This window comes from Terrisporobacter glycolicus ATCC 14880 = DSM 1288 (assembly GCF_036812735.1).
Lineage (GTDB): Bacteria > Bacillota > Clostridia > Peptostreptococcales > Peptostreptococcaceae > Terrisporobacter > Terrisporobacter glycolicus.
Genome location: NZ_CP117523.1, coordinates 2,024,737 through 2,046,799, shown reverse-complemented (window position 1 = coordinate 2,046,799; position 22,063 = coordinate 2,024,737). Strand labels below are relative to the sequence as shown.

Genomic DNA, 22,063 nt, shown 5'->3' with positions numbered 1-22,063 from the left:
TATAAAATTATATTTTTATTATGCCTATAAATTTTTTTTATAATCATAAACTATTGATATTTCAATGATTTATCTAGCTTCTTTTTGCTTGTGTCATTGAAGTAGATTTATAACCGTAATATAATAAAGTTTATAATACTTAGAAACAGGTGAAAAAATGGATTTTAAAATAGTAAATGATATATTGATTAATAATACTGACAAACTAAGGTTAAGTAGAGGACAAGAGTATTATAAAGATGGATATGTACAAGAAATTAAATATAATAATCAAGATAAAATCTTAAATATTGATGGAAAAGTAGCTTCCGCTAATTATAACACAACATATTATCCAGAAATTACTATAGACTTAAAAAATAAAGAAATAGTAAATACAATTTGTACTTGTGAGGACTATAGAAAAAGAAGTTCAAGTAACAATAATGTTATATGTAAACATATTGTAGCTTCATCTTTATATGTAATTAATTTATTAAAATCAGATGTAATTAGCAATTTAAAGCAAACAACTATTGTATTAAAAAATGATAATAAAATAAAAAGAAATAAAAATTTTATTAATAAAGAGTTATTAGACTACTTTAAAAGTAACGAAAGAGAAAAAGTTAAATTAGATGTTAGAGTAGAGTATGTAGGGGACAATAGTATATCTTGTGACTTTAAAATAGGTATAGATAAGATGTACGTTATGAAAGATTTAAAGGAATTTGCTTACTCTAGACTTGAATCGAAAGATTTAATATTTGGCATTGATTTCCTATACAATCCAGTAAATAATTATTTTGAATATGAAGATGAAAAAATAGTTCAAATTATTGAAGAATATGGGATGGATTTGTCATATAACTTACCACAGAAAAATTTTAAATATTTAACTGTTAAAGGCTCAAATGTTAGAAGACTATTTGAAGCACTATCTTATAGAACTTTTGATTTTAAATTTAGAAATATGTATTACAGCCCAAGTGTCATTGAAAGTAATATTCCTGTAGATATAAGTTTTGAATTAAATAATAATGAAGCCATACTAAAATGTGAAGATAATCTTCCTTTTCCTCTATCATTAAAAGGTGATGTGGTATTTTTCAAAGGAAATATATTCTTGTTAAATAGTGAAAATGGCATATATTATAAGAAACTTTACTCTGTATTAAATGAATTTAAAGAAGTAAGCTTCCCATTGGAAAATGTCAGTCAAGTTTTAAGTGATATGATACCTAAAATAAAAAAAATCTGTGATAAGGTAATTGTAGATGAAAGAATAAAAGACAATATTTCCAAGGAATTAATAATAAAATACTTCTTTGATTTAGAAGATAGCAATGTAACTTGTAAAATAGTTTTCTCTTACGATGAAGACAATAATAAATTTATTATAAGAGACTTTGAAAAAGAAAAAGAAGGTGTATATAGATTATATTCCAACTTTTTTGAAAAAGATAAAGATAAATATATATTTAAAGGAAACGATAATCAACTATATGATTTTTTAAATAGAGACATTAATAGTCTTAAAAATATTGGTGAAGTCTATTATTCAGATAAACTTAAAGAAAGAAAAATTCACAATTCTTCGGCTTTTAAAGTTGGTCTTGGAGAAGAAATTAATCATTACTTAGATTTTAATTTTGAAATAGATGGAGTAGATCCAAAAGAATATAAAAATATTATAAAAGCATTTAAAAATCAAAAAAGATTTTACAAATTAGGTGATGGTGACTTTATAAATTTAGAAGACAGCGAAACTAAGGAAATGTTTAAATTGATGGAGAGTTTAGGTTTTACTGATAATATTAAAAACATAAAAATACACTCAAGTAAAGCAATGTTTATTAATCATCTCCTTACGGAGAAAAAGCTACCCTATATATCTGGAATGGAAAATACAAATAATATTATTGAGAAATTTAGAAGTATGGAAAAACAAGAAATCAATATTCCAAAAGACCTTCATGCAACCCTACGGGATTACCAGGTTGATTCTCTTAACTGGTTCGAAACTTTGGATTATCTAGGTTTTGGTGGGATTTTAGCTGATGAAATGGGGCTAGGTAAGACAATACAAACAATTGCCTTTTTATTAAATAAAAAAGATAAAAAAACTTTAATAGTAACTCCTACATCATTAATCCACAACTGGAAAAGTGAATTCGAAAAATTTGCACCATCTTTATCTGTGGGAATTAGTCACGGACTTAAAAAAGAAAGATTAAATATAATTAAAAACACAAAAGACTTTAATGTTATATTAACAACTTATGGTTCTCTTAGAAATGATATAGAAGAATATGAAAAGCTTGAATTTGATTATTGTATTATTGACGAAGCTCAAAATATAAAAAATCCTTTAGCTTCTTCTACTGATGCTGTAAAAGCCATAAGAGCAAGTAATAAATTTGCCTTAACTGGAACGCCTATAGAAAATAATTTGATGGAACTTTGGTCTATATTTGATTTTATTATGCCAGGGTACTTATATAGCTTAACTAAATTTAATGCCATATTTATAAAAGATGAGAGCCAAATAGAAAATTTAAAAAGAATGATAAAACCCTTTATACTTCGTAGAACAAAAGAACAAGTTATTAAAGAGCTTCCGCCTAAAATAGAAAAAGAATTTTATGTAGAAATGGGCAAAACACAAAGAAATACCTACGGCATTTATGTGGAAGAAATAAAAAGAAGATTGGAAGAAAAAAGAGATGTAAAAAATAAGATAACCATATTTTCTTATCTTACAAAACTTAGACAACTATGCTTAGATCCAAGCATAATTGTGGAAGGATACAAGGGGAAAAGTGCAAAAACTGATACTTGTTTAGAAATAATAAAAGATTATATTGAAAAAGACAACAAAATTTTAGTTTTCTCTCAATTTACATCTGTTTTAAAAAATATAGGTAAAAAACTAAACAAAAATAAAATAAACTTTTATTATTTAGATGGAAGTACTCCTGCTAAAGATAGAATAACATTAGTAGATAGCTTTAACGATAATGAAGAAATAAAAGTATTTTTAATATCACTTAAAGCTGGAGGAACTGGTTTAAATTTAACATCTGCCAATACTGTAATTCACTTTGATCCATGGTGGAATCCATCTGTGCAAAATCAAGCAAGTGATAGAGCACATAGAATCGGTCAAAAGCAAGTAGTAGAAGTTATAAAATTAATTTCTAAAGGAACAATAGAAGAAAAAATAATGGAATTACAACAAAAAAAATCAGAATTAATTCATGATATGCTTGATGGAAATCTAAACAATACTAATATACTAAGTAGTTTGTCAGAAGAAGAATTAATTGATTTAATAAAATAAATTAAGTATAATGAAATAACAAATTTTATCAAAAAGGAAAAATAATAATGAGAAATATAAAAATGATAGTACAATACGATGGAAGTAACTTTAAAGGTTTCCAAAGATTAAAAGACAATGACAATACTGTACAAGGTAAAATAGAAGATGTTCTTTGTAAACTTACAAATGAAAATGTTGAAATAATAGGTTCTGGAAGAACAGATATGGGTGTTCATGCCATGGGTCAAGTTGTAAACTTTAAAACTGATTGCAATGATTCAGTTGAAAAAATACAAAAATATTTATATAAATATTTACCTGAATCTATAGTTATAAAAAGTATTGAAGAGGTTGAAGATAGATTCCACTCTAGATACAATGCTAAATCTAAAGTTTATTTATACAAAATAGATAATAATAAGTTCCATAATCCATTTTTTAGAAAGTACTCAGCTCATATAAGTAAAAAATTAAACTTAGATCTTATGAAAGAAGCTAGCACTTATTTAATTGGAGAACATGATTTTTCCAGCTTCGCTTCTTCAAAATCAAAAAAGAAAAGTCATGTTAGAAATATTGAATCTATTGATATAGTTGAAAAAGATAACATGATTGAAATATATGTTAAAGGTGATGGATTCTTATATAACATGGTGAGAATAATTGTTGGAACTTTAATAGATGCAGGACTTAATAAATTAAATCCTACGGATATAAAAGAAATTTTAGAAGCTAAAGACAGAAAAGTAGCTCCAGAAACAGCACCAGCAAAAGGTTTATATTTATTTAAAGTTCAGTATTAATTCTGTGGGGGGATGTATTTGAATAATTTAATTATAAAAAATGGGAATGATAAAGACTCTGATTATATAATTGAAAAACTAGTAGAATATAATTTATCAAAGGTACCACAAACACAAGAGAAAGCTTATGTATGGTTAAATAAAATAATAGAAAATGATAATAAAAAAATAGTTGGGGGAATTCTTGCAAAAATGTATTGTTGGAATGTAATTTACATTGATGCACTTTGGATTGATGAAAACTACAGAGGTTGTGGTCTTGGAGAAAAATTACTATTTGCAATAGAAAAAATAGCAAAGGAAGAAAAATGTAATTTAATTCATTTAGATACTTTTGACTTTCAAGCTAAAGATTTTTATATAAAAAATGGCTATGAAATATTTGGTGTTTTAGATGAATGTCCTAAAAACCACAAAAGATACTTTTAAAAAAAATCTTTTTAACAGTTGACAATGATTAGAAATTCAACTATTATTTAAACATATTAAATTGAATACGCAAAATTCAGTGAAAAAGAGAAGTAACTTAAATAATATATTTACAGAGAATTGGGGATGGTGGAAGCCTAATAATATACTTTAAGTGAATAGAGCTTTGGAGAAGATTATCTGAAATAATAGTAGGATAATAGGTGGCCTTGCCTTAAAAGGAAGAGTGAATAAAATTCTATCAAAGCAATTTTGAGCAACGGAGTTTCCTGAAGCGCTAGCGAAGGAATCTCGTTGGCGAAATGAAGTGTAGCGCCCACGCAGTGGCTTAAGCGTAGCGAATTTTATTAATTAGAGTGGTAACGCGGTAAATTCGTCTCTTGGTTAAATCCAAGGGACTTTTTTTATTGTAAAAATTAACAATTGGAATAATAAGGGGGAAAATAACTATGAAAGAAAAAGTAGTACTAGCATATTCAGGTGGATTAGATACATCTATAATAATACCATGGCTTAAAGAAAACTATGATATTGATGTAATTGCTGTTTGTGCCAACGTAGGCCAAGATGATAATATGGATAAAATACATTATAAGGCTATCCAAAGCGGTGCAATAAAAGCCTATTGTGAAGATTTAAAAGAAGAATTTATAACTACAACAATTTATTCTGCAATAAAAGCAGAAACAAAATATGAAGGACGATATTTACTTGGAACTGCTTTAGCAAGACCAATAATAGCTAAAAAATTAGTTGAAATAGCTCATAAAGAAGGTGCTAAGTATATTTGCCACGGATGTACAGGAAAAGGAAATGACCAAGTTCGTTTTGAAGGTACCATAGCAGCCCTTGACCCATCAATAAAAGTTATAGCCCCTTGGAGAATGTGGGATATAAAATCTAGAGAAGATGCCATAGATTATGCACAGTCACACAATATACAAGTAGTAGCTACAAAAGAAAAAATTTATTCTGTTGATGATAACTTGTTCCATGTATCAACTGAAGGCGGCGATATAGAGTGTTTGCAAAATGAGCATAAAGAAGATATTTATAAGAAAACTCAATCACCAGAAACTGCTTGTGACAAAGCTGAATATGTGGAAATATATTTTGACAAAGGTATACCTAAGAAAGTTAATAATAAAGAATTATCTCCAGTTGAATTATTCGAAACTTTAGACAAATTAGGATGTAAACATGGTATAGGTGTAGTAGAAATACTAGAAAATAGATTAGTTGGAATGAAATCTAGAGGAATATATGAAACTCCAGGAGGAGAACTTTTATATACTGCACATAACTACCTAGAAAGTGCCACACTAGACAAAGATTCTCTTCATCTAAAACAAAGATTATCATTAGAATATGCTGACTTAATTTACAACGGAAAATGGTATTCAAAAGCATGTAGTGCAATAACAGCATTTATGGATGAAACTCAAGAAAATGTAACAGGAGCAGTAAAACTTAAATTATACAAAGGAAATATAAAACCTGCTGGAATATTTACTGAAAATGCATTATATGATGAAAGTATTTCTTCATTTGGCGACAGTGAGTTATACGACCACAAAGATGCTGAAGGATTTATAAACTTATTTACCCTTCCACTTAAAATAAATGCTATGAAAGATAAGAAAAATAAGTAAGTAATTAATAAATAAAAGGGGCATCACAAAACAGTTTCTAATTGTTCATGAGATAGCCCCTTTTATTAATATTCTTTAAATTAAGATATTGCACTTAAATTTTCTTTATTTTTTTTCATTTTACAATTGTATGATAACTTTAGCAATATAGGTGATAATATGGTTGTAGCTATAACCACAATTAAAATTGGTGCCAAAACGGTTGTATTAATTAATCCTGCGCTAAAACCTTTATTAGCAACAATTAAAGCAACCTCGCCTCTAGATACCATACCAAAGCCAACTTGTAATGATTCACTATTTGAGTAATTAAACAACTTACATCCTAAACCACAACCTACTACTTTTGATAAAACAGCTACAATAGTAAGAACAACAGCAAATAATATTATCATTGGAGTCATTTTAGGCAATACTAGTTTTAAACCTATACTAGCAAAAAATATTGGAGATAAAAGTGCATAGGATACTGTGTCTAACTTATCTTCAATATAATACTTCTTACTTAATGGTGATAAAGTAAGACCTGCTATAAAAGCACCTGTTATATCTGCAACACCAAAATATGTTTCTGATATATATGATAAAAGTAAACAAAATGCAAATGCTGCTATTACATAACGCCTTTTGTGCTTTGCATCTTTATCAAGCCAGTTTTTAAATATAAAATAAAATATACCACTGGCAATTGCAGCAAATATAAAAAAGCAAAATATTTTTAATAGAACTTCAAAAATATGTACATCAGGATTTGCAAAACTAATAACTATTGTAAGTGCAATAATTCCAAGGATATCATCAATAATTGCAGCACCTAATATGGTATTTCCTACTTTTGAATTTAATTTTCCCATTTCCTTAAGAGTCTCAACAGTTATACTAACTGAAGTTGCTGTAAGTATAGTTCCTATAAATATATTTTGAAGAAATGCACTTGCATTAGCTTCAAATGGTATTAATCCATGACGATTAAAATACATTGCAACAAAAAATCCACCTGCAAGTGGAACTATAATTCCCAAAATAGCTGTTACTAAAGAAGCTTTTCCAGACTGTTTTAATTCACTTATATCTGTTTCCAACCCTGCAAAAAACATTAAGAGTATTACTCCTATTTCTGCTAACTGAGTTAAAAACTCTGTTTCATGAACAATGTTTAAAACTGCTGGCCCTAAAATTAAACCAGCAAATAAGGCTCCAACTACTTGAGGCATTTGACACCTCCTAGAAATTAAGCCAAATAATTTTGTAGAAATTAGAATTAAAGCAATATCTAATATGTAACTATATGATTCCATAATACGTCCCCTTTTCTAAAATAATAATTAAATATTAAGTATCCCTCAATATCATCATCTTAGTATATAAAAGGTAATATATCAACATTAATAAATTTTTAACTAATTTATAGTAATTATTTTAAAAAATAAACTGAATTTTTATAATTTTAATTTTTATTTTATAAAATTAAAGTAAGTTAAGTTTAATTTTGTTAATAATTCTATTATGATGAATAGATGATTAAGGATTTTTTTTTGCATTTAGGAAATAATAACTTTAGAATTTTAATAAGTATTTACATTATTTATAGATGAAGAAATTTATATAAAATCTATATTTAGTATAATTAAACATAGCGGAGGTAGATTTATGACATTAAAAAAATTCATTGCGATAACTATGGTTACATCAATGTTAACTACTTGTATGACAGGATGTACCACTAAGAAAAACAATTCCACTGTCAATAATGAGTCGAATAAAAAAGAATACACTATCTCAATGATAACAGACGTTGCTGGTGTTAACGACCACTCCTTTAACCAAAGTGCCTGGGAAGGATTACAAAAATCAAAAAAGGATTTAGGTGTTAAAGTAAAATGTTTAGAATCAAAACAAGATGCAGATTACTCTACTAATGTGGAAACTCTAGTAGATGAAGGAACTGATTTAATAATAGGTGTGGGATCAAAATTAGCTCCAACAATTGAACAAGCAGCTAAGGATTATCCTGATCAAAAATTTGTAATTGTAGATGAAACATATAAAAAAATACCTTCTAACGTGGAATCAATTTTATTTAAGGCTGAACAATCGGCATATTTAGTTGGTTTAATAGCTGGAAAAATGACAAAAACAAATAATGCTGGATTTATTGGTGGCATGGATATGTCTGTTATAAATACATTTAAATATGGTTATTTGGCTGGCGTAAAAACAGCAAACCCTAAATGTAAATTACAAAGTCAATATGCAAACTCATTTACTGATCAAGCAAAAGGAAAAGCAATATCAAATCAAATGATTTCAAATGGTGCTGATGTAATATTTATAGCTGGTGGTGATGTGGGAACTGGTGCCATAGAAGCTATCAAAGAATCAAATAAATATGCTATTGGTGTAGATAGAGACCAAAGTGACTTAGCTCCAGACAATGTTTTAACTTCTGCTATAAAAAGAGTAGATATTGGTGTATATGAAACAGCAAAAAGATTTATAGAAAATAAATTTGAAGGTGGAAAAGAAACAACTTATGGGCTCAAAGAAAATGCTGTTGGTATACCTGATTCAACATCTAAATTAGTTCCACAAGATGTTTTAGACTATGTTGATGAAGAAATTAAAAAACTAGAAAGTGGAGAAGTTGTAGCTCCTAAAGATGAAACTGAATATAATAAATATCTTAACACTTTAAAATAAATACTGAGTTCCTTAATAAAAAAGAGTAGAGAAATCTACTTTTTTTTATTTTAATAAGGTTAAAATCTATTTAAAACAAGAAATATATATATCAATTAAAATATATGTAGATACAATAACAAATTTTGTATAAAATTAATTATAAGCAATATATTAATTTTGGAGGTATTTATGTACAGTTTTACAAATGATTATAGTGAAGGTGCACACGAAAGTATACTAAAAGCACTTTTAGATAGTAACCTAAAACAAAGTTCAGGCTATGGACTTGATGAATATAGTGAAAAAGCAAAGGATATACTAAAAAATGTACTTAAAAATGAGAAAATAGATATTCACTTTATACCAGGTGGTACTCAAGTTAACTTAATATGTATATCTTCTTTCTTAAAACAATATGAAGCTGCCATTGCTGCAGATACAGGACATATTGCAGTACACGAAACTGGAGCAATCGAAGCTTGTGGTCACAAAGTTATTACAGCACCTAGTAATGATGGGAAATTAACAGTAGATAAAATTGAAAAAATATTAAAGATACATACTGATGAGCATATGGTTAAGCCAAAACTAGTATATATATCTAATGCAACAGAGATTGGTACAATATACAAAAAACAAGAATTAATAGATTTATATACATATTGTAGAGAAAAGAATTTGTTATTCTTTATAGATGGAGCTAGAATGGGTTCAGCCATAACATGTGAAGAAAACGATTTAGAACTTTGCGATTTAGTTAATCTTTGTGATGCATTTTACATAGGTGGAACTAAAAATGGAGCACTATTTGGTGAAGCTCTTGTTATTTGCAATGACTCACTAAAAGAAGATTTTAGATATAACATAAAACAAAAAGGCGCTTTACTTGCAAAGGGAAGACTTCTTGGAATTCAGTTTATGGAATTATTTAAAGATGATCTATTCTTCAATTTAGCAAAACACGCCAATGAAATGGCTGCTCTAATTCAAGATGCTTTGATTGAAGAAAACTATAAATTATTAATTAAATCACCTACTAATCAAATATTCCCTATACTACCTAATTCATCTATAGAAAAATTAAGAGAAAAGTATTCATTTAATACATGGGAAGAATACGATGAAAATCATACAGTTATCAGACTTGTTACTTCATGGGCAACAGAAAAAGATAAAGTATTAGATTTTATAAATGATTTAAAAATTCGATAAACTCATATCGCCAACGAGATGCCTTTGTTACCACTTTAAGCCACTGCGTGGGCGCTATGAAATTTCAGGCAGCTCCGTTGCTAAAAACTTATAATAATAATCTTAGAAAGGAATGTTTACAATGCTTGAACTAAAGAATATATCTTTTAAAGTTAAAGCTTTAGATAGTAATGAAGAAATTACCATTTTAGATAATGTAAGCTTTAAAATTGACTTTGGAAAAATGTTAGTTATAACAGGTCCAAATGGTGGAGGAAAGTCCACATTGGCAAAAATCATAATGGGAATAGAAAAACCAAGTAGTGGACAAATTTTATTTGACGGTATTGATATAACAAATTTAAATATAACAGAAAGAGCAAAATTAGGTATAGGTTATGCTTTCCAACAACCACCTAGATTCAAAGGTGTAACTGTAGAAAAAATGCTACAATTGGCTTCTGGTAAAAATCTGTCTGAAGAGTTATGTTGTGAATATTTATCTAAAGTAGGCCTTTGCTCTAGAGAATACTTAAAAAGAGACGTGGACAACTCTTTATCTGGTGGAGAATTAAAAAGAATAGAGATAGCCTCATTAATGGCAAGGGATTCTATAATATCAATATACGATGAACCAGAGGCAGGAATTGATTTATGGAGCTTCTCCATGCTTGTAGATACTTTTACAAATTTCAAAAAAAGCAGTAACCAAAGTGTTATCATAATATCTCATCAAGAAAGAATTATAGACTTAGCAGATGAGTTAATAATAATTTCTGATGGAAAAATTCAAAATATAGGCACAAAATCTAAAGTTTTACCTTTACTACAAGGTGATATGAAAAATTGTCTATGTCAAATGAAGGAGGTAGCACTTACTCATGAGCGAGTTAATGATTAAAAACTTATTAAAAACAATAGCAGATATTACTGGAGAAGTTGATGGAGCATTCAATCTAAGAAGCAATGGATGTGGTGTAGAGAGAAGATCTAGTGAAAATATTATAATCACTCCTAAAGAAGATAAACCAGGAATTGACATAACAGTTAAACCTAACACTAAAAATGAAACTGTACATATACCTGTAGTAATAACAGAAGATAATGTTAATGATTTAGTATATAACGACTTTTATATTGGAGAAAATGCAGATGTAACTATTGTAGCTGGATGTGGTATTCATAATGATGGATGCGGTACTAGTGAACACGATGGTATACATACTTTCCATATAGGTAAAAATGCTAAAATTAAATATGGAGAAAAACACTATGGTGAGGGAAGTTCTGAGAGCAAAAGAATATTAAACCCAACAACAATAGTACATATGGATGAAGACTCTTATTGTGAAATGAATATGACTCAAATAGAAGGAGTTGATTCAACTAAAAGAGAAACAGAGGCATTTTTAGGAAAGGGAGCAAAATTAATAATAAATGAAAAATTAATGACTCATGACGATCAAGTTGCTCATTCAAATGTGAGATGTAATCTAAATGGAGAAGATTCCATATTACAAATTATATCTCGTTCTGTTGCCAAAGATGAATCTGTTCAAGTATTTCATCCGATAGCCATAGGAAATGATAACTGCAAAGCTCACGTTCAATGTGATTCTATAATTATGGATAAAGCTAAAGTAAGCTCTATTCCAGAAATTCAGGCAAATCATACTGATGCACAAATAGTTCATGAAGCTGCCATTGGTAGAATTAATAATGAACAATTGCTAAAACTTGAAACTTTCGGATTAAGCGAAGAAGAAGCTGAAGAAGTAATAGTAAATGCATTTTTAAGTTAATATATAAAGAGAAGTAACTAGTTTACTTCTCTTTTTTAATAACAAAATATAAATATTGATCTAATTTATAATAAATAACTATAAAGTGCTAAATTTCACAAAAAGAACAAACGTTCTTATATCTAAAAAATATCACTTCAATAATAATATTTTAATTCAGTTGTCTTTTTTAAATGAAGAATACTAATTATATTTTGGGATAAATTATTACTATAGTATGGATTATAAGGAGGACAATATGACTAAAGATAAACATAAAAGAGAAGATGACAAAACTAGATATAATGGAAATGATAAGAAAAATCCACACTTCAAATTAGAACTTGGTGAAGAGCTAAACTTAGAACCTAGACTTAGACCTTCAAAGACAGGATCTGTAGCTCAAAACACAGCAAGACCTATTAGCACTCACAAAAAACATCAAGATAAATAAGAAAATGTTACCTTATCTAAGAAAGAAGTAAAAGCTTCTTTCTTTTTTAACTATTTTGTCATATTTTAATTATAAATGTTTACAAAAATGTATACTAAAAATGCTCAAATTTAATGGAATTTTTTTTGTAAGAGTTCTATAATATTTTTTGAGGTTAGCTTTATAAAAAATTCGCTTTACTCAAATTTAAATTATGTAATATCAAAGGAGGGATTTTAATGGATATTGAAAGAATGACTGTTAGAGTTCAAAAAAGTTTAAATGAAGCCTACAATGAGGCTGTTAAGCATCACAACCAAATGGTTGATGTAATTCACTTATTTTCAGCTTTAGTAAATCAAGAAGACGGTTTAATTCCTAATATTTTAGAAAAAATGAATATATCTGTTACTGCTCTTAAAAGTAGCATCAATGAAGAATTAGACAAGCTTCCTCAAATTTACGGAGAAGGAATTAACTCTCAAGGTGTAACTGCATCTAGAAATATTGAAGAAGTATTAATAAAAGCAGAAGACATTTCAAAAGACTTTAAAGATTCCTACATAAGTGTGGAACATGTAATGCTTGCTATTATGGAAATGACTTCTATTTCAAACGTTAAAAAAATATTAAACATGTATAATATAAATAAAAATGATTTTCTTCAAGTATTATCTGCAGTAAGAGGTAGTCAAAGAGTGGAAAGTCAAGATCCAGAAGGAACTTACGATGCCCTAGCTAAATTTGGTACAAACTTAGTAGAACTAGCTAAAAAACACAAACTAGACCCAGTTATAGGTAGAGACGAAGAAATAAGAAGAGTTATAAGAATTTTATCTAGACGTACTAAAAACAATCCCGTGCTTATAGGTGAACCTGGTGTTGGTAAAACTGCCATAGTAGAAGGTTTAGCTGAAAGGATAGTTAGAGGAGACGTACCAGAAGGCCTAAAAGATAAAATAATTTTCTCACTAGATATGGGTTCACTAATTGCTGGTGCAAAATACAGAGGTGAGTTTGAAGAAAGGCTAAAAGCTGTACTTAAAGAAGTACAAAGTGCAGAAGGAAAAATAATATTATTTATAGATGAGATACACACAATAGTTGGTGCTGGTAAAACAGAAGGTTCTATGGATGCAGGTAATTTAATAAAACCAATGCTTGCTCGTGGAGAACTTAATTGCATAGGTGCTACTACTTTTGATGAATATAGAAAATACATTGAAAAAGATAAAGCACTAGAGAGACGTTTCCAACCAGTAATAGCTGAGGAACCTACGGTTGAAGATACAATTTCTATTCTTAGAGGTTTAAAAGAAAGATTTGAAATACACCATGGTGTTAGAATTCATGACAGTGCTATTGTTGCTGCTGCCAAACTTTCAAATAGATATATACAAGATAGATATTTACCAGACAAAGCCATAGACTTAATAGACGAAGCTGGTGCCATGATAAGAAGTGAGATAGATTCTCTTCCTACGGAATTAGATATGGTAAGAAGAAGATTATTTACTTTGGAAACTGAAAGAGAAGCACTATTAAAAGAAAAAGATGAAAAAAGTAAGCTAAGACTGGAAGAACTTCAAAGGGAAATTGCAGAGCTTAAATCTAAAGATGATGAAATGACAGCTAAGTATGAAAAAGAAAAAGGCTCAATTACAGAAATTAAAAATTTAAAATCAAAATTAGATGCAGCTAAAGGCGATGTGGAAAAATACGAAAGAGAATACGACTTTAATAAAGTTGCTGAAATAAAATACGGTGTAATTCCTGATTTAGAACAACAAATAAAAGAAGTAGAAGAAAAAATGAAATCAGGATATGATAATGCCCTACTTAAAGAAGAAGTAACAGAAAACGAAATTTCTGATATAGTTTCTAAATGGACAGGTATACCTGTTACTAAACTTGTTGAAGGTGAAAGAGAAAAACTTCTTAAGTTAGAAGATGTACTTCATGAAAGAGTAATAGGACAAGATGAAGCTGTAACTGCCGTATCCAATGCAGTAATAAGAGCAAGAGCAGGACTAAAAGATGAAAATAAACCAATTGGTTCATTTATATTCCTTGGACCTACTGGTGTTGGTAAAACAGAACTTGCTAAAACTCTAGCTAAAACTTTATTTGATAGCGAAGAAAACATAATAAGAATAGATATGTCTGAATATATGGAAAAACACTCAGTGTCTAGACTTGTGGGACCTCCTCCAGGATATGTAGGATACGAAGAAGGTGGCCAATTAACAGAAGCTGTAAGACGTGCTCCTTATTCTGTTATATTATTTGATGAAATAGAAAAAGCACATGAAGACGTATTTAATATGTTCTTACAAATACTAGATGATGGTAGACTTACTGACAATAAAGGTAAAACAGTAGATTTCAAAAATACTATAATTATAATGACATCTAATATAGGAAGTAGCTATTTATTAGAAGATGAAGGCAAAATCACAGAAGCTACTAAAGATTTAGTAATGAATGAAATGAAAAGAAGATTCAAACCAGAGTTTCTAAATAGAGTAGATGATATTATTATGTTTAAGGCTCTTGATAAAGAAGAAATAAAAGAAATAATAGATATATTTATTAAATCTTTAGCTAATAGACTTCGTGATAAAGATATTAAAATAGAAATTACAGACAAAGCAAAAGAGATTATAGTTAGAGAAGGATATGATCCAGTGTATGGGGCAAGACCACTAAAAAGATATATTGGTAATACACTAGAGACTATGATTGCTAGAAGAATGATTGCTGGAAAAATTTATAATGGATGCACTATAGTAGTTAATGGTGAGGATGATAATATAACTATAGAAGTTAAATAAAATTCATTTTAATAACTCAAACAATATAAAGTTGAATAATTTTAATAAAGAATCCAAAGATATATTAACTATCTTTGGATTCTTTATTATGCTATAGAGTTATGGCTTTACTTTTATTATAATCTAATAACTATTGATCTTACTACATGGATGGGGAACAATCAATTCAAGTCTAATATGGAAAAAATAAAAAAAGCTTTAAATGATAATAAACACTTATCTTTTGAATATTATGGAGCTAGTAGAAAGAAAGATAAGCGCTTCATAGAACCATATAAATTAATACTAAAAGAAAATAACTGGTATCTACAAGGATATTGCACTTATCTAGAATATCAAATCTTGAAATACTACAATCTACATTTAAACTTAGGGAATTTAAATCAAAACCACTAGATGGAAGAGGGTGGATAGATAAAAAACTTGTTACTATCAAACTTCTTGTTGATTGGTCACTTAGAGAAATTATGGTTGAAAGATGTGGAGATGATAATGTGAAGGAGTATGGTGATGATAAGTTTATAGTGGATTTCCCTTTTGTAGAAGATGATTTTGGATATAATATATTAATGGGATTTGGGGATAAATGTGAATGCTTGTCTCCAGAAAATGTACTTCTAGAACTTATTAATCGTATACAGAAGCTGATGAAAATATATGTAGAGTCATAATTTTCTAGTAAGTAAAAAATAAATCACGTTCTATATAATAAGTTTAGGAGAACCGTATCATAGTAAATGATACGGCTTTTTATATTGAAGAGAATTTCTATAAAAATAATTATAAAATGTTGACTAGCTAAGGCAGAGATGAATACAGAAAAGAAAAGCCAAGACTTCGACTAATAATCCCCCTAAGTAGAAGCATAAGCCCTGAAGAATACTGTGCAGTTTCCAGAATGATTGCAAAAGAAATAGGAATTGATTTATTTGACGATACAACTTACGAAGCAAGCAGACTAATGTATTGGCCATCCACTTGTATAGATGGAGAATTTGTTTTTAAAGAGATAAAAGGTGATTTATTAAATCCAGATGATGTTCTAAACAAATACAAAGACTGGACAGATTCTAGACAGTGGCCCGTATCTAGCAGACAAAAGATTATTACAAAGCATGATGTAAAAAAACAAGCAGATCCTCTTGAAAAAGGCGGCTTAGTCGGTGCATTTTGCAGAGCTTATAGTATAGAAGATATTGTAGAAAATTTTCTTTCTAATGTATATGAAAAAGTGAAATGGAGGGCAGATACGATTACATCCCAGCCACTTCCTGTGCAGGAGTAGCTGTTTATGATGACAAATTTGCTTATTCTCAGATCCAGCTTGTGACAAGTTGGTTAACGCCTTTGATATGGTGAAAATTAATAAGTTTGGTTATTTGGATGAAAATGTGGAGGGGAATGAGGAGTGTGTGAATATTCCTTCATATAAGGCTATGGAGTAGTTTGCCATAAATGATGAGAAAATAAGGTTGCAATTATCAAAGGAGAGGAAATAGCTAGCATCTTTGGAGTTTGATGTGGTTGAGGATGAAGAGGTAAACAAGGAAAATTGGCAGGAGCTTTTAGAGCTAGATAAACATGGAAAAGTGAAAAGTACTTTATTAAATATAACTAACATCGTTCGCTATGATCCTAATCTTAAAAATATTGTATACAATGAGCTAAAATCTTCCATAGAAGTTATAGGAAAACTTCCTTAGAAACAAGCTAAATCAGGATGGTCAGATGCAGATTATGCCTGTGTAAAAATATATTTTGAAAAAGTTTATGGAATTTGGTCACCATCAAAGTTCAAAGATGCCATATTAGTCGTAGTTTCTTCAGAAAGAATTTATAACCCAATCAAAGAATATTTCAGCAAACTAACTTGGGATGGTAAAAAAAGAATGGATACACTTTTAATAGATTATCTAGAGGCTAAGGACAATGAGTTTGTAAGAAAAGTAACTAGAGGTTAAGTTTAAAATGAAAAGGCTTAGATCTCGAGTTGCAAGGTATAAGCCTTTTGGATATATATTGATAAAGTGCATCATAAGTAAGTGATACGGTTTATAGCTTTAGTCATTGATTTTAATTGGCTAAGGCTATTTTTATGAGTAAAAATACTACAAGTAGCTATATAGTAAAGGCGTTGAAATGTTTTGACTATAATGCTATGGGAGGACAAATTATGTCAAAAACTTGCGAAGAGGTAGATAAATAGATGTAAATACAGAAAAATTTGCAAAAAATGACATAAAAAAAGTGTATAATTAATTAGATGTTATATATGGTCTATTAACTGGAACAAAAGAACATCCATATTGGAAAGTACATGTCAAGTCATTGGAATGCTTTGACTACGATGACCGGGGGTGCAGTTATTGGCATATTATGTAAAGAACTTGCTATGTGCTTATTTGTATATATAGGTAACTTTTATAAAAATTTTATATAAAAAAGTATGACATGGACAGTAAATGTCCATATCGAATACTATAATAAGAGATATAGATGGTGATAATTTTGGCTGAAGATAAAGATGGAAAAGTAAATAGAATATTGACTGTATATGAAAAGCTTACAAAAGGTGAAGTAATATATAAAAAACAGTCGGCAACGATATTTGGTGTTAATGAAAAAACAATACAAAGGGACATAGAAGATATCAGAGCTTATCTATCAAATAGTACAGAAACTAAGTGCAGTATAGATGTTGAATATAGAAGGGATAAAAAAGGATACAGCCTTAACAAAAGAGAAGATGCTATTTTAAACAGAGAAGATATACTAGCTATAAGTAAAATATTATTAGAAAGTAGAGCTTTTTGTAAAGAAGAAATAAATCATTTAATAACTGCAATGTTAGGGGAAATAGATTTTGAACAAAGAAAATATGTAAAAGAGCTTATTGGAAATGAATTGCTAAATTTTGTACCTTTAAAACACAATGATAGATTGCTATCAAGGATATGGGATTTAAGTGAATTTATAAGACATAAACAAAGTATAGAAATAAGCTATGTAAAAACAGATGGAGCAGAAGTTAAAAGAATTCTTAATCCAGTATCAATAATTTTTCAGAATACTATTTCTATTTAATTGCATATTTTAATGATTTAGCATTTGATGATCCTACAGTATTTAGAATTGACAGGATAAAAAAATATGAAAGTAGCGGGAATAAATTCTATATTCCAGAATCAGAGAGATTTGAAAATGGTGAATTCAGAAACAGAATTCGGTTCATGTATTTAGGTAAGTTGATGAAAATAAAATTTGAGTTTTGTGGTAGTTCTGTTGATGCAGTATTAGAAAGGCTACCAACATCAAAAATAATTGACCAATATGATAATAAATATTTAATTGAAGCAGAAGTATTTGGAAAAGGGATAATTATGTGGATATTAAGTCAAGGAAGTAAGTTAAAAGTAATTTCACCTGATGATTTTGTTAAAGAGATAGCTTGTGAAGCTAAAAAGATAAGTGAACTTTATAAAAATGATTAACTAAAATAAAAGTTAATTCATATACATATTAAATTTTTGGAGGTAATAGAGATGGCAAAGACCATAAAATTCAATTTAATTTTAGATGATAAACCAGTAAGAACTATTGAAGATTTAAGAGAAAATTTCTCAATTGAGGACATTTTAGAACTATATAATAATGGATTACTACAGAGCTGCCTTGAGGTGAGAGGATACTCATAACTTTTAGAAAAGGTAAATTCTATAAATTAAGAGGATGATATTGAAATAATTACAAAACTAATAGCTATTTTTCAAGTAGAAATGGAAGCTCAAAAGGTAAAAGAAGGCGTCGCTATATTAGAGTATATAAGTGAAAGAAAAATACAATTTGATGAATATAATAAACTTGATTTTAAAACACAGGCAGTAATTGACGATTATCATTTAGGATATAGAGCATTAAAAGAGGTAAAACCAGATGGATTTATTTTATAGAGTGGATACTGATGAAATGCGTGATAAAAGTCAATTCGGTGATATTATGTTGCAAGTTCAAAACTTTTTATATGAGCAACATGGTATAAAGTTATCACATTTTGTATGTGATATTTATGAATTGTACAATCCAAAAATAAAGTAAACTTAAATGTTTAGAATAACTTATGTTATTTGATGGGGGTAGATGGATATGAGTACACCTAATAAGATTAAGATATTGCAGGATAAAATTAATAAAGGTATTGAAAAATACAAAAGTGAATTCTTACTAGGGTGTATTGAAGTTGATGATGAGACATATTGTGAACTTTTAGATTTTTCAAGTGCTTTAATCAATAGGGCGACTTTTGTTCTTAAAAAAGAAAGATATGCTATTATTTCAATAGCTTTGGTGTTATTTGCAGTTAATGAGTACCAGAATGGACAATTTTGGAGTGAATTTGCTAAGAGAGTAAATGCTGAAGAATCAGATGTTAATAAGATTTGTAAGGAATCTTTTGAAAAGTTTTGTGAAATCAATGGTGTATATTTTCATGTAGGCAATGTGAACAAAGGTTATGTTACTTCAATCTTGACGCATGCAATAATTCCTAAATCAAATGTAAATAGATTTCTTGAGTTTTTACATGATATTTATTTCAAAGATTTAGAAGAGAACTATATTGATAATGAAGTTGAAGAATTGATACAATATATGCATAGGCTATTTACAAAGTATTTAGAAGATGATGATATTAGCCTGATTGTACAGGGATCAAAAATGACAATTGCTAGGCAACAACTACCTAAATCTTTTAGAATAGCATTTGTTAAAGCTACAAGTATCGTTGTGCCAATTATTGAAAGATTGCTCTTTTATATGAATCAATCACATTATGGAGACGTAGTTGAATACCTTGAGAACGACCGATTTGATCAATATTTTGATCTGTACGATTATTATAGCTCCAAAAAAACAATAGAAAAAAGTAAGCGAGGGCAAGTTGTAGAGCACATCAAGAAGTTTAATGTAGCTCAATATCAATATGATAACCGGAAGATATTCTTGCAAATTCCTAAGCAAATTATTGATTCTGACTATATTGAAAATCAAATAACTCTAGAGATATATTGTGGAGACAACATAATTCATAGAGAAGATTTACTCCTTACAAAAAGTAGATTATTTTTTAAATCGGAACAAACTTGTGTAGAAATCCAGCAATTCTATCCCCAGATTGTTTATAGAATCAATAGTGGCAATCAAATAATTTATAATTCAGGGGAATTATTGTTCAGAGAGTTTGTGTTTTTTGACCTTGATGGAAATGAAGTTAATCCAAAGCAGCTTTCTGATGAAACAATTCGTGTAATAACAAAAAAAGAAAATGAAGTTCTTTCTGATAATACACAGATTGACATAGTTTTTGAATCAAATTATAGGGTTTCAACAGTATTTTTAAATGAAGAGTCTATTTTATTAATAAATGATAGAATTCTATCAACGAATGTTGCAACAATTAAAAATGAAATAGATTCAAAATTCAAATATCAAGGCATTGTAATAAGAAATACATCAAAAGTGTCATTTGATTTATATTCTGAGATTCCTGAGATTAGAATAAGAATACCATATATGAAAGGAATTGATGATTTTATAGTAACAATCAATGGCTCAAACTATCATATGAATAAAGTAGCTGATTGTAAAGTCAAGTTGATTTGTGATGGAAGTGGTGACAATTTAGGACTTGTTCATATTCGAGATTCAGTATTAAAAAGTCATCAACCTTTTTCAATAGTTATTCGTGAAAAAGGAAGTAATAAAATTTATATAGAGGAAAATGTTTTTGCAATAGGGTCACTTTACTATAATTTTGATAAGGATTATTACTATAAGGAAAAAGAAGCAAAGCTATTAACTTTTAATTCTAATGATATTGACTTCAATCTTGACCTTCAATTACCAATTGCAATCAATATTAAGGAAAATAAAGTTTTTAGTTCTATCTTCTATTTACATAGTGTAGAGTATGAGATTGAAATTAAATTGCCTGTACTGAGCTGGAGAATAGGCAGTATTAATTCAGATATGAAGAATAGTGACAATATTTGGTGGGAGAATGTAAAGGATTATAGGCTTTATGTTAAGTTTCCCAATAAACCATCAAGACTTAATATAATAAGTAATTCAGGGTATGAAAAATTAGAGGGCAAGAGAATAGGTGATGAGGTCAAATACTCATTAGATCATCTATTTCAGATATCTGAGCAAGATCCAATAACCCTTGGAATTCATATGAACGGCAAAGAGGAATGTATCACAAATATACATTTCAAGCCTGCTATCAGAGATTTTTCAGTGGCATATTACGATTATCGGAATTTAACACAATGCTTATATGCAAATTGGAGCTTTTTGGGAATAGGTGGTATAGAGATTGATGTCATATATTTTCCAACTCAGAAAGTAATAAAGCATTATGAATTAAGTAATAGTGACCATTTAATGGATAAAGATATTACCCTTTATTATAATGAGTATGAAATAGAGATTTATCAGGTTGAAGAAGATGATTTTTTTGGGGAGTGTGCAGTAAAAAATGTGCTATTACGGGAAAAATTTATTGTTGGTGATCCATTAATTGTTGCATGCAGGAACAAAGTTCTCAAAGGAAATAAGTGTATAAGCGAATCTGAAAATTTCGATCTTTCAAATTTTTACATAAAAAACATTAAATTCGCAAAGAAGAAGGGCTATTATGAAGCAACTGGTCTGTATTATATAAAGGATCGTTATACCGGAGATAAGCGAGAATGGTACTTTACTAACTATAATCCATTTATAATAAAGCCTATTAAACAGGAAAATGGTAGATTTACATTTGAGATTGTTGATAGAGATGAAGATGGCCTAATTTATGACATAAAGACGAAGTATGTGAATCCTAGGGAATATGGCAACAGCTCTAGATATAAATTGATAGATATTATGATTTTTGAAATTATTGAGTGAGGTGGG

General features: G+C 28.7%; 18 protein-coding genes, 1 pseudogene and 1 other annotated feature. Of the genes and pseudogenes, 18 read left to right on the top strand and 1 reads right to left on the bottom strand.

All coding sequences use genetic code 11. From position 1 onward, the window contains the following. Positions 1-157 precede the first annotated feature (157 nt). The 4 genes from TEGL_RS10135 to TEGL_RS10120 all read left to right on the top strand — a co-directional run bounded on the left by TEGL_RS10135 (position 158) and on the right by TEGL_RS10120 (position 6,188). On the top strand, positions 158-3,322 hold the full coding sequence (locus TEGL_RS10135; RefSeq protein ID WP_018590868.1) for a DEAD/DEAH box helicase: 3,165 nt from the start codon (positions 158-160) through the stop codon (positions 3,320-3,322). A gap of 47 nt (positions 3,323-3,369) precedes the next feature. Next, on the top strand, positions 3,370-4,107 hold the full coding sequence (gene truA, locus TEGL_RS10130) for a tRNA pseudouridine(38-40) synthase TruA (protein WP_018590869.1): 738 nt from the start codon (positions 3,370-3,372) through the stop codon (positions 4,105-4,107). An 18-nt stretch (positions 4,108-4,125) separates the two neighbouring features. Beyond that, positions 4,126-4,536 carry a GNAT family N-acetyltransferase gene (locus tag TEGL_RS10125; protein WP_018590870.1) on the top strand — a complete coding sequence of 137 codons (411 nt, stop codon included), beginning with the start codon at positions 4,126-4,128 and terminating at the stop codon, positions 4,534-4,536. A gap of 70 nt (positions 4,537-4,606) precedes the next feature. Continuing rightward, positions 4,607-4,920 (top strand) — a binding site (T-box leader). Positions 4,921-4,985: 65 nt separating this feature from the next. Further along, complete coding sequence (locus TEGL_RS10120; protein WP_018590871.1) at positions 4,986-6,188, top strand: argininosuccinate synthase; 1,203 nt, start codon at positions 4,986-4,988, stop codon at positions 6,186-6,188. Between the two features lie 80 nt (positions 6,189-6,268). Here the strand turns inward: TEGL_RS10120 and TEGL_RS10115 are convergent, their stop codons facing one another. After that, complete coding sequence (locus TEGL_RS10115) at positions 6,269-7,486, bottom strand: cation:proton antiporter (RefSeq protein WP_026255103.1); 1,218 nt, start codon at positions 7,484-7,486, stop codon at positions 6,269-6,271. 352 nt (positions 7,487-7,838) lie between these two features. Between TEGL_RS10115 and TEGL_RS10110 the strand changes: the two genes are divergently transcribed. The 14 genes and pseudogenes from TEGL_RS10110 (at position 7,839) to TEGL_RS10045 (ending at position 22,057) form a co-directional block, all read left to right on the top strand. Next, on the top strand, positions 7,839-8,888 hold the full coding sequence (locus TEGL_RS10110; RefSeq protein WP_018590873.1) for a BMP family lipoprotein: 1,050 nt from the start codon (positions 7,839-7,841) through the stop codon (positions 8,886-8,888). Between the two features lie 171 nt (positions 8,889-9,059). Next, a complete protein-coding gene (locus tag TEGL_RS10105; protein ID WP_018590874.1) occupies positions 9,060-10,082 on the top strand; it encodes a threonine aldolase family protein in 1,023 nt (340 codons plus the stop codon). A gap of 121 nt (positions 10,083-10,203) precedes the next feature. Next, entirely contained in the window at positions 10,204-10,962 is a 759-nt protein-coding gene (locus TEGL_RS10100) for an ABC transporter ATP-binding protein (RefSeq protein WP_018590875.1), read from the top strand. Continuing rightward, positions 10,943-11,863 carry a SufB/SufD family protein gene (locus TEGL_RS10095; RefSeq protein WP_018590876.1) on the top strand — a complete coding sequence of 307 codons (921 nt, stop codon included), beginning with the start codon at positions 10,943-10,945 and terminating at the stop codon, positions 11,861-11,863. The genes TEGL_RS10100 and TEGL_RS10095 overlap by 20 nt, the downstream gene beginning before the upstream one ends. A gap of 238 nt (positions 11,864-12,101) precedes the next feature. Next, complete coding sequence (locus tag TEGL_RS10090) at positions 12,102-12,296, top strand: hypothetical protein (protein ID WP_018590877.1); 195 nt, start codon at positions 12,102-12,104, stop codon at positions 12,294-12,296. Positions 12,297-12,514: 218 nt separating this feature from the next. Beyond that, positions 12,515-15,109, top strand: coding sequence for an ATP-dependent chaperone ClpB (gene clpB / locus TEGL_RS10085; RefSeq protein WP_018590878.1), 2,595 nt, complete (start codon positions 12,515-12,517; stop codon positions 15,107-15,109). A gap of 150 nt (positions 15,110-15,259) precedes the next feature. Continuing rightward, a pseudogene (locus tag TEGL_RS10080) lies at positions 15,260-15,780 on the top strand (WYL domain-containing protein). Between the two features lie 227 nt (positions 15,781-16,007). Beyond that, positions 16,008-16,394, top strand: coding sequence for a hypothetical protein (locus tag TEGL_RS10075; RefSeq protein WP_026255104.1), 387 nt, complete (start codon positions 16,008-16,010; stop codon positions 16,392-16,394). Between the two features lie 223 nt (positions 16,395-16,617). After that, a complete protein-coding gene (locus TEGL_RS10070) occupies positions 16,618-16,812 on the top strand; it encodes a hypothetical protein (RefSeq protein WP_026255105.1) in 195 nt (64 codons plus the stop codon). 793 nt (positions 16,813-17,605) lie between these two features. Then, positions 17,606-18,193, top strand: a complete 588-nt coding sequence (locus tag TEGL_RS10065) for a hypothetical protein (protein WP_051082135.1) — start codon at positions 17,606-17,608, stop codon at positions 18,191-18,193. After that, positions 18,160-18,600, top strand: a complete 441-nt coding sequence (locus tag TEGL_RS10060) for a helix-turn-helix transcriptional regulator (protein ID WP_081617882.1) — start codon at positions 18,160-18,162, stop codon at positions 18,598-18,600. The genes TEGL_RS10065 and TEGL_RS10060 overlap by 34 nt, the downstream gene beginning before the upstream one ends. Positions 18,601-18,651: 51 nt before the next feature. Further along, a complete protein-coding gene (locus TEGL_RS10055) occupies positions 18,652-18,804 on the top strand; it encodes a hypothetical protein (protein ID WP_018590881.1) in 153 nt (50 codons plus the stop codon). Between the two features lie 81 nt (positions 18,805-18,885). Then, positions 18,886-19,059: a hypothetical protein gene (locus TEGL_RS10050; RefSeq protein ID WP_018590882.1), complete on the top strand. Its 174-nt coding sequence runs from the start codon at positions 18,886-18,888 to the stop codon at positions 19,057-19,059. 193 nt (positions 19,060-19,252) lie between these two features. Beyond that, entirely contained in the window at positions 19,253-22,057 is a 2,805-nt protein-coding gene (locus tag TEGL_RS10045) for a hypothetical protein (RefSeq protein WP_027626950.1), read from the top strand. Positions 22,058-22,063 lie beyond the last annotated feature (6 nt).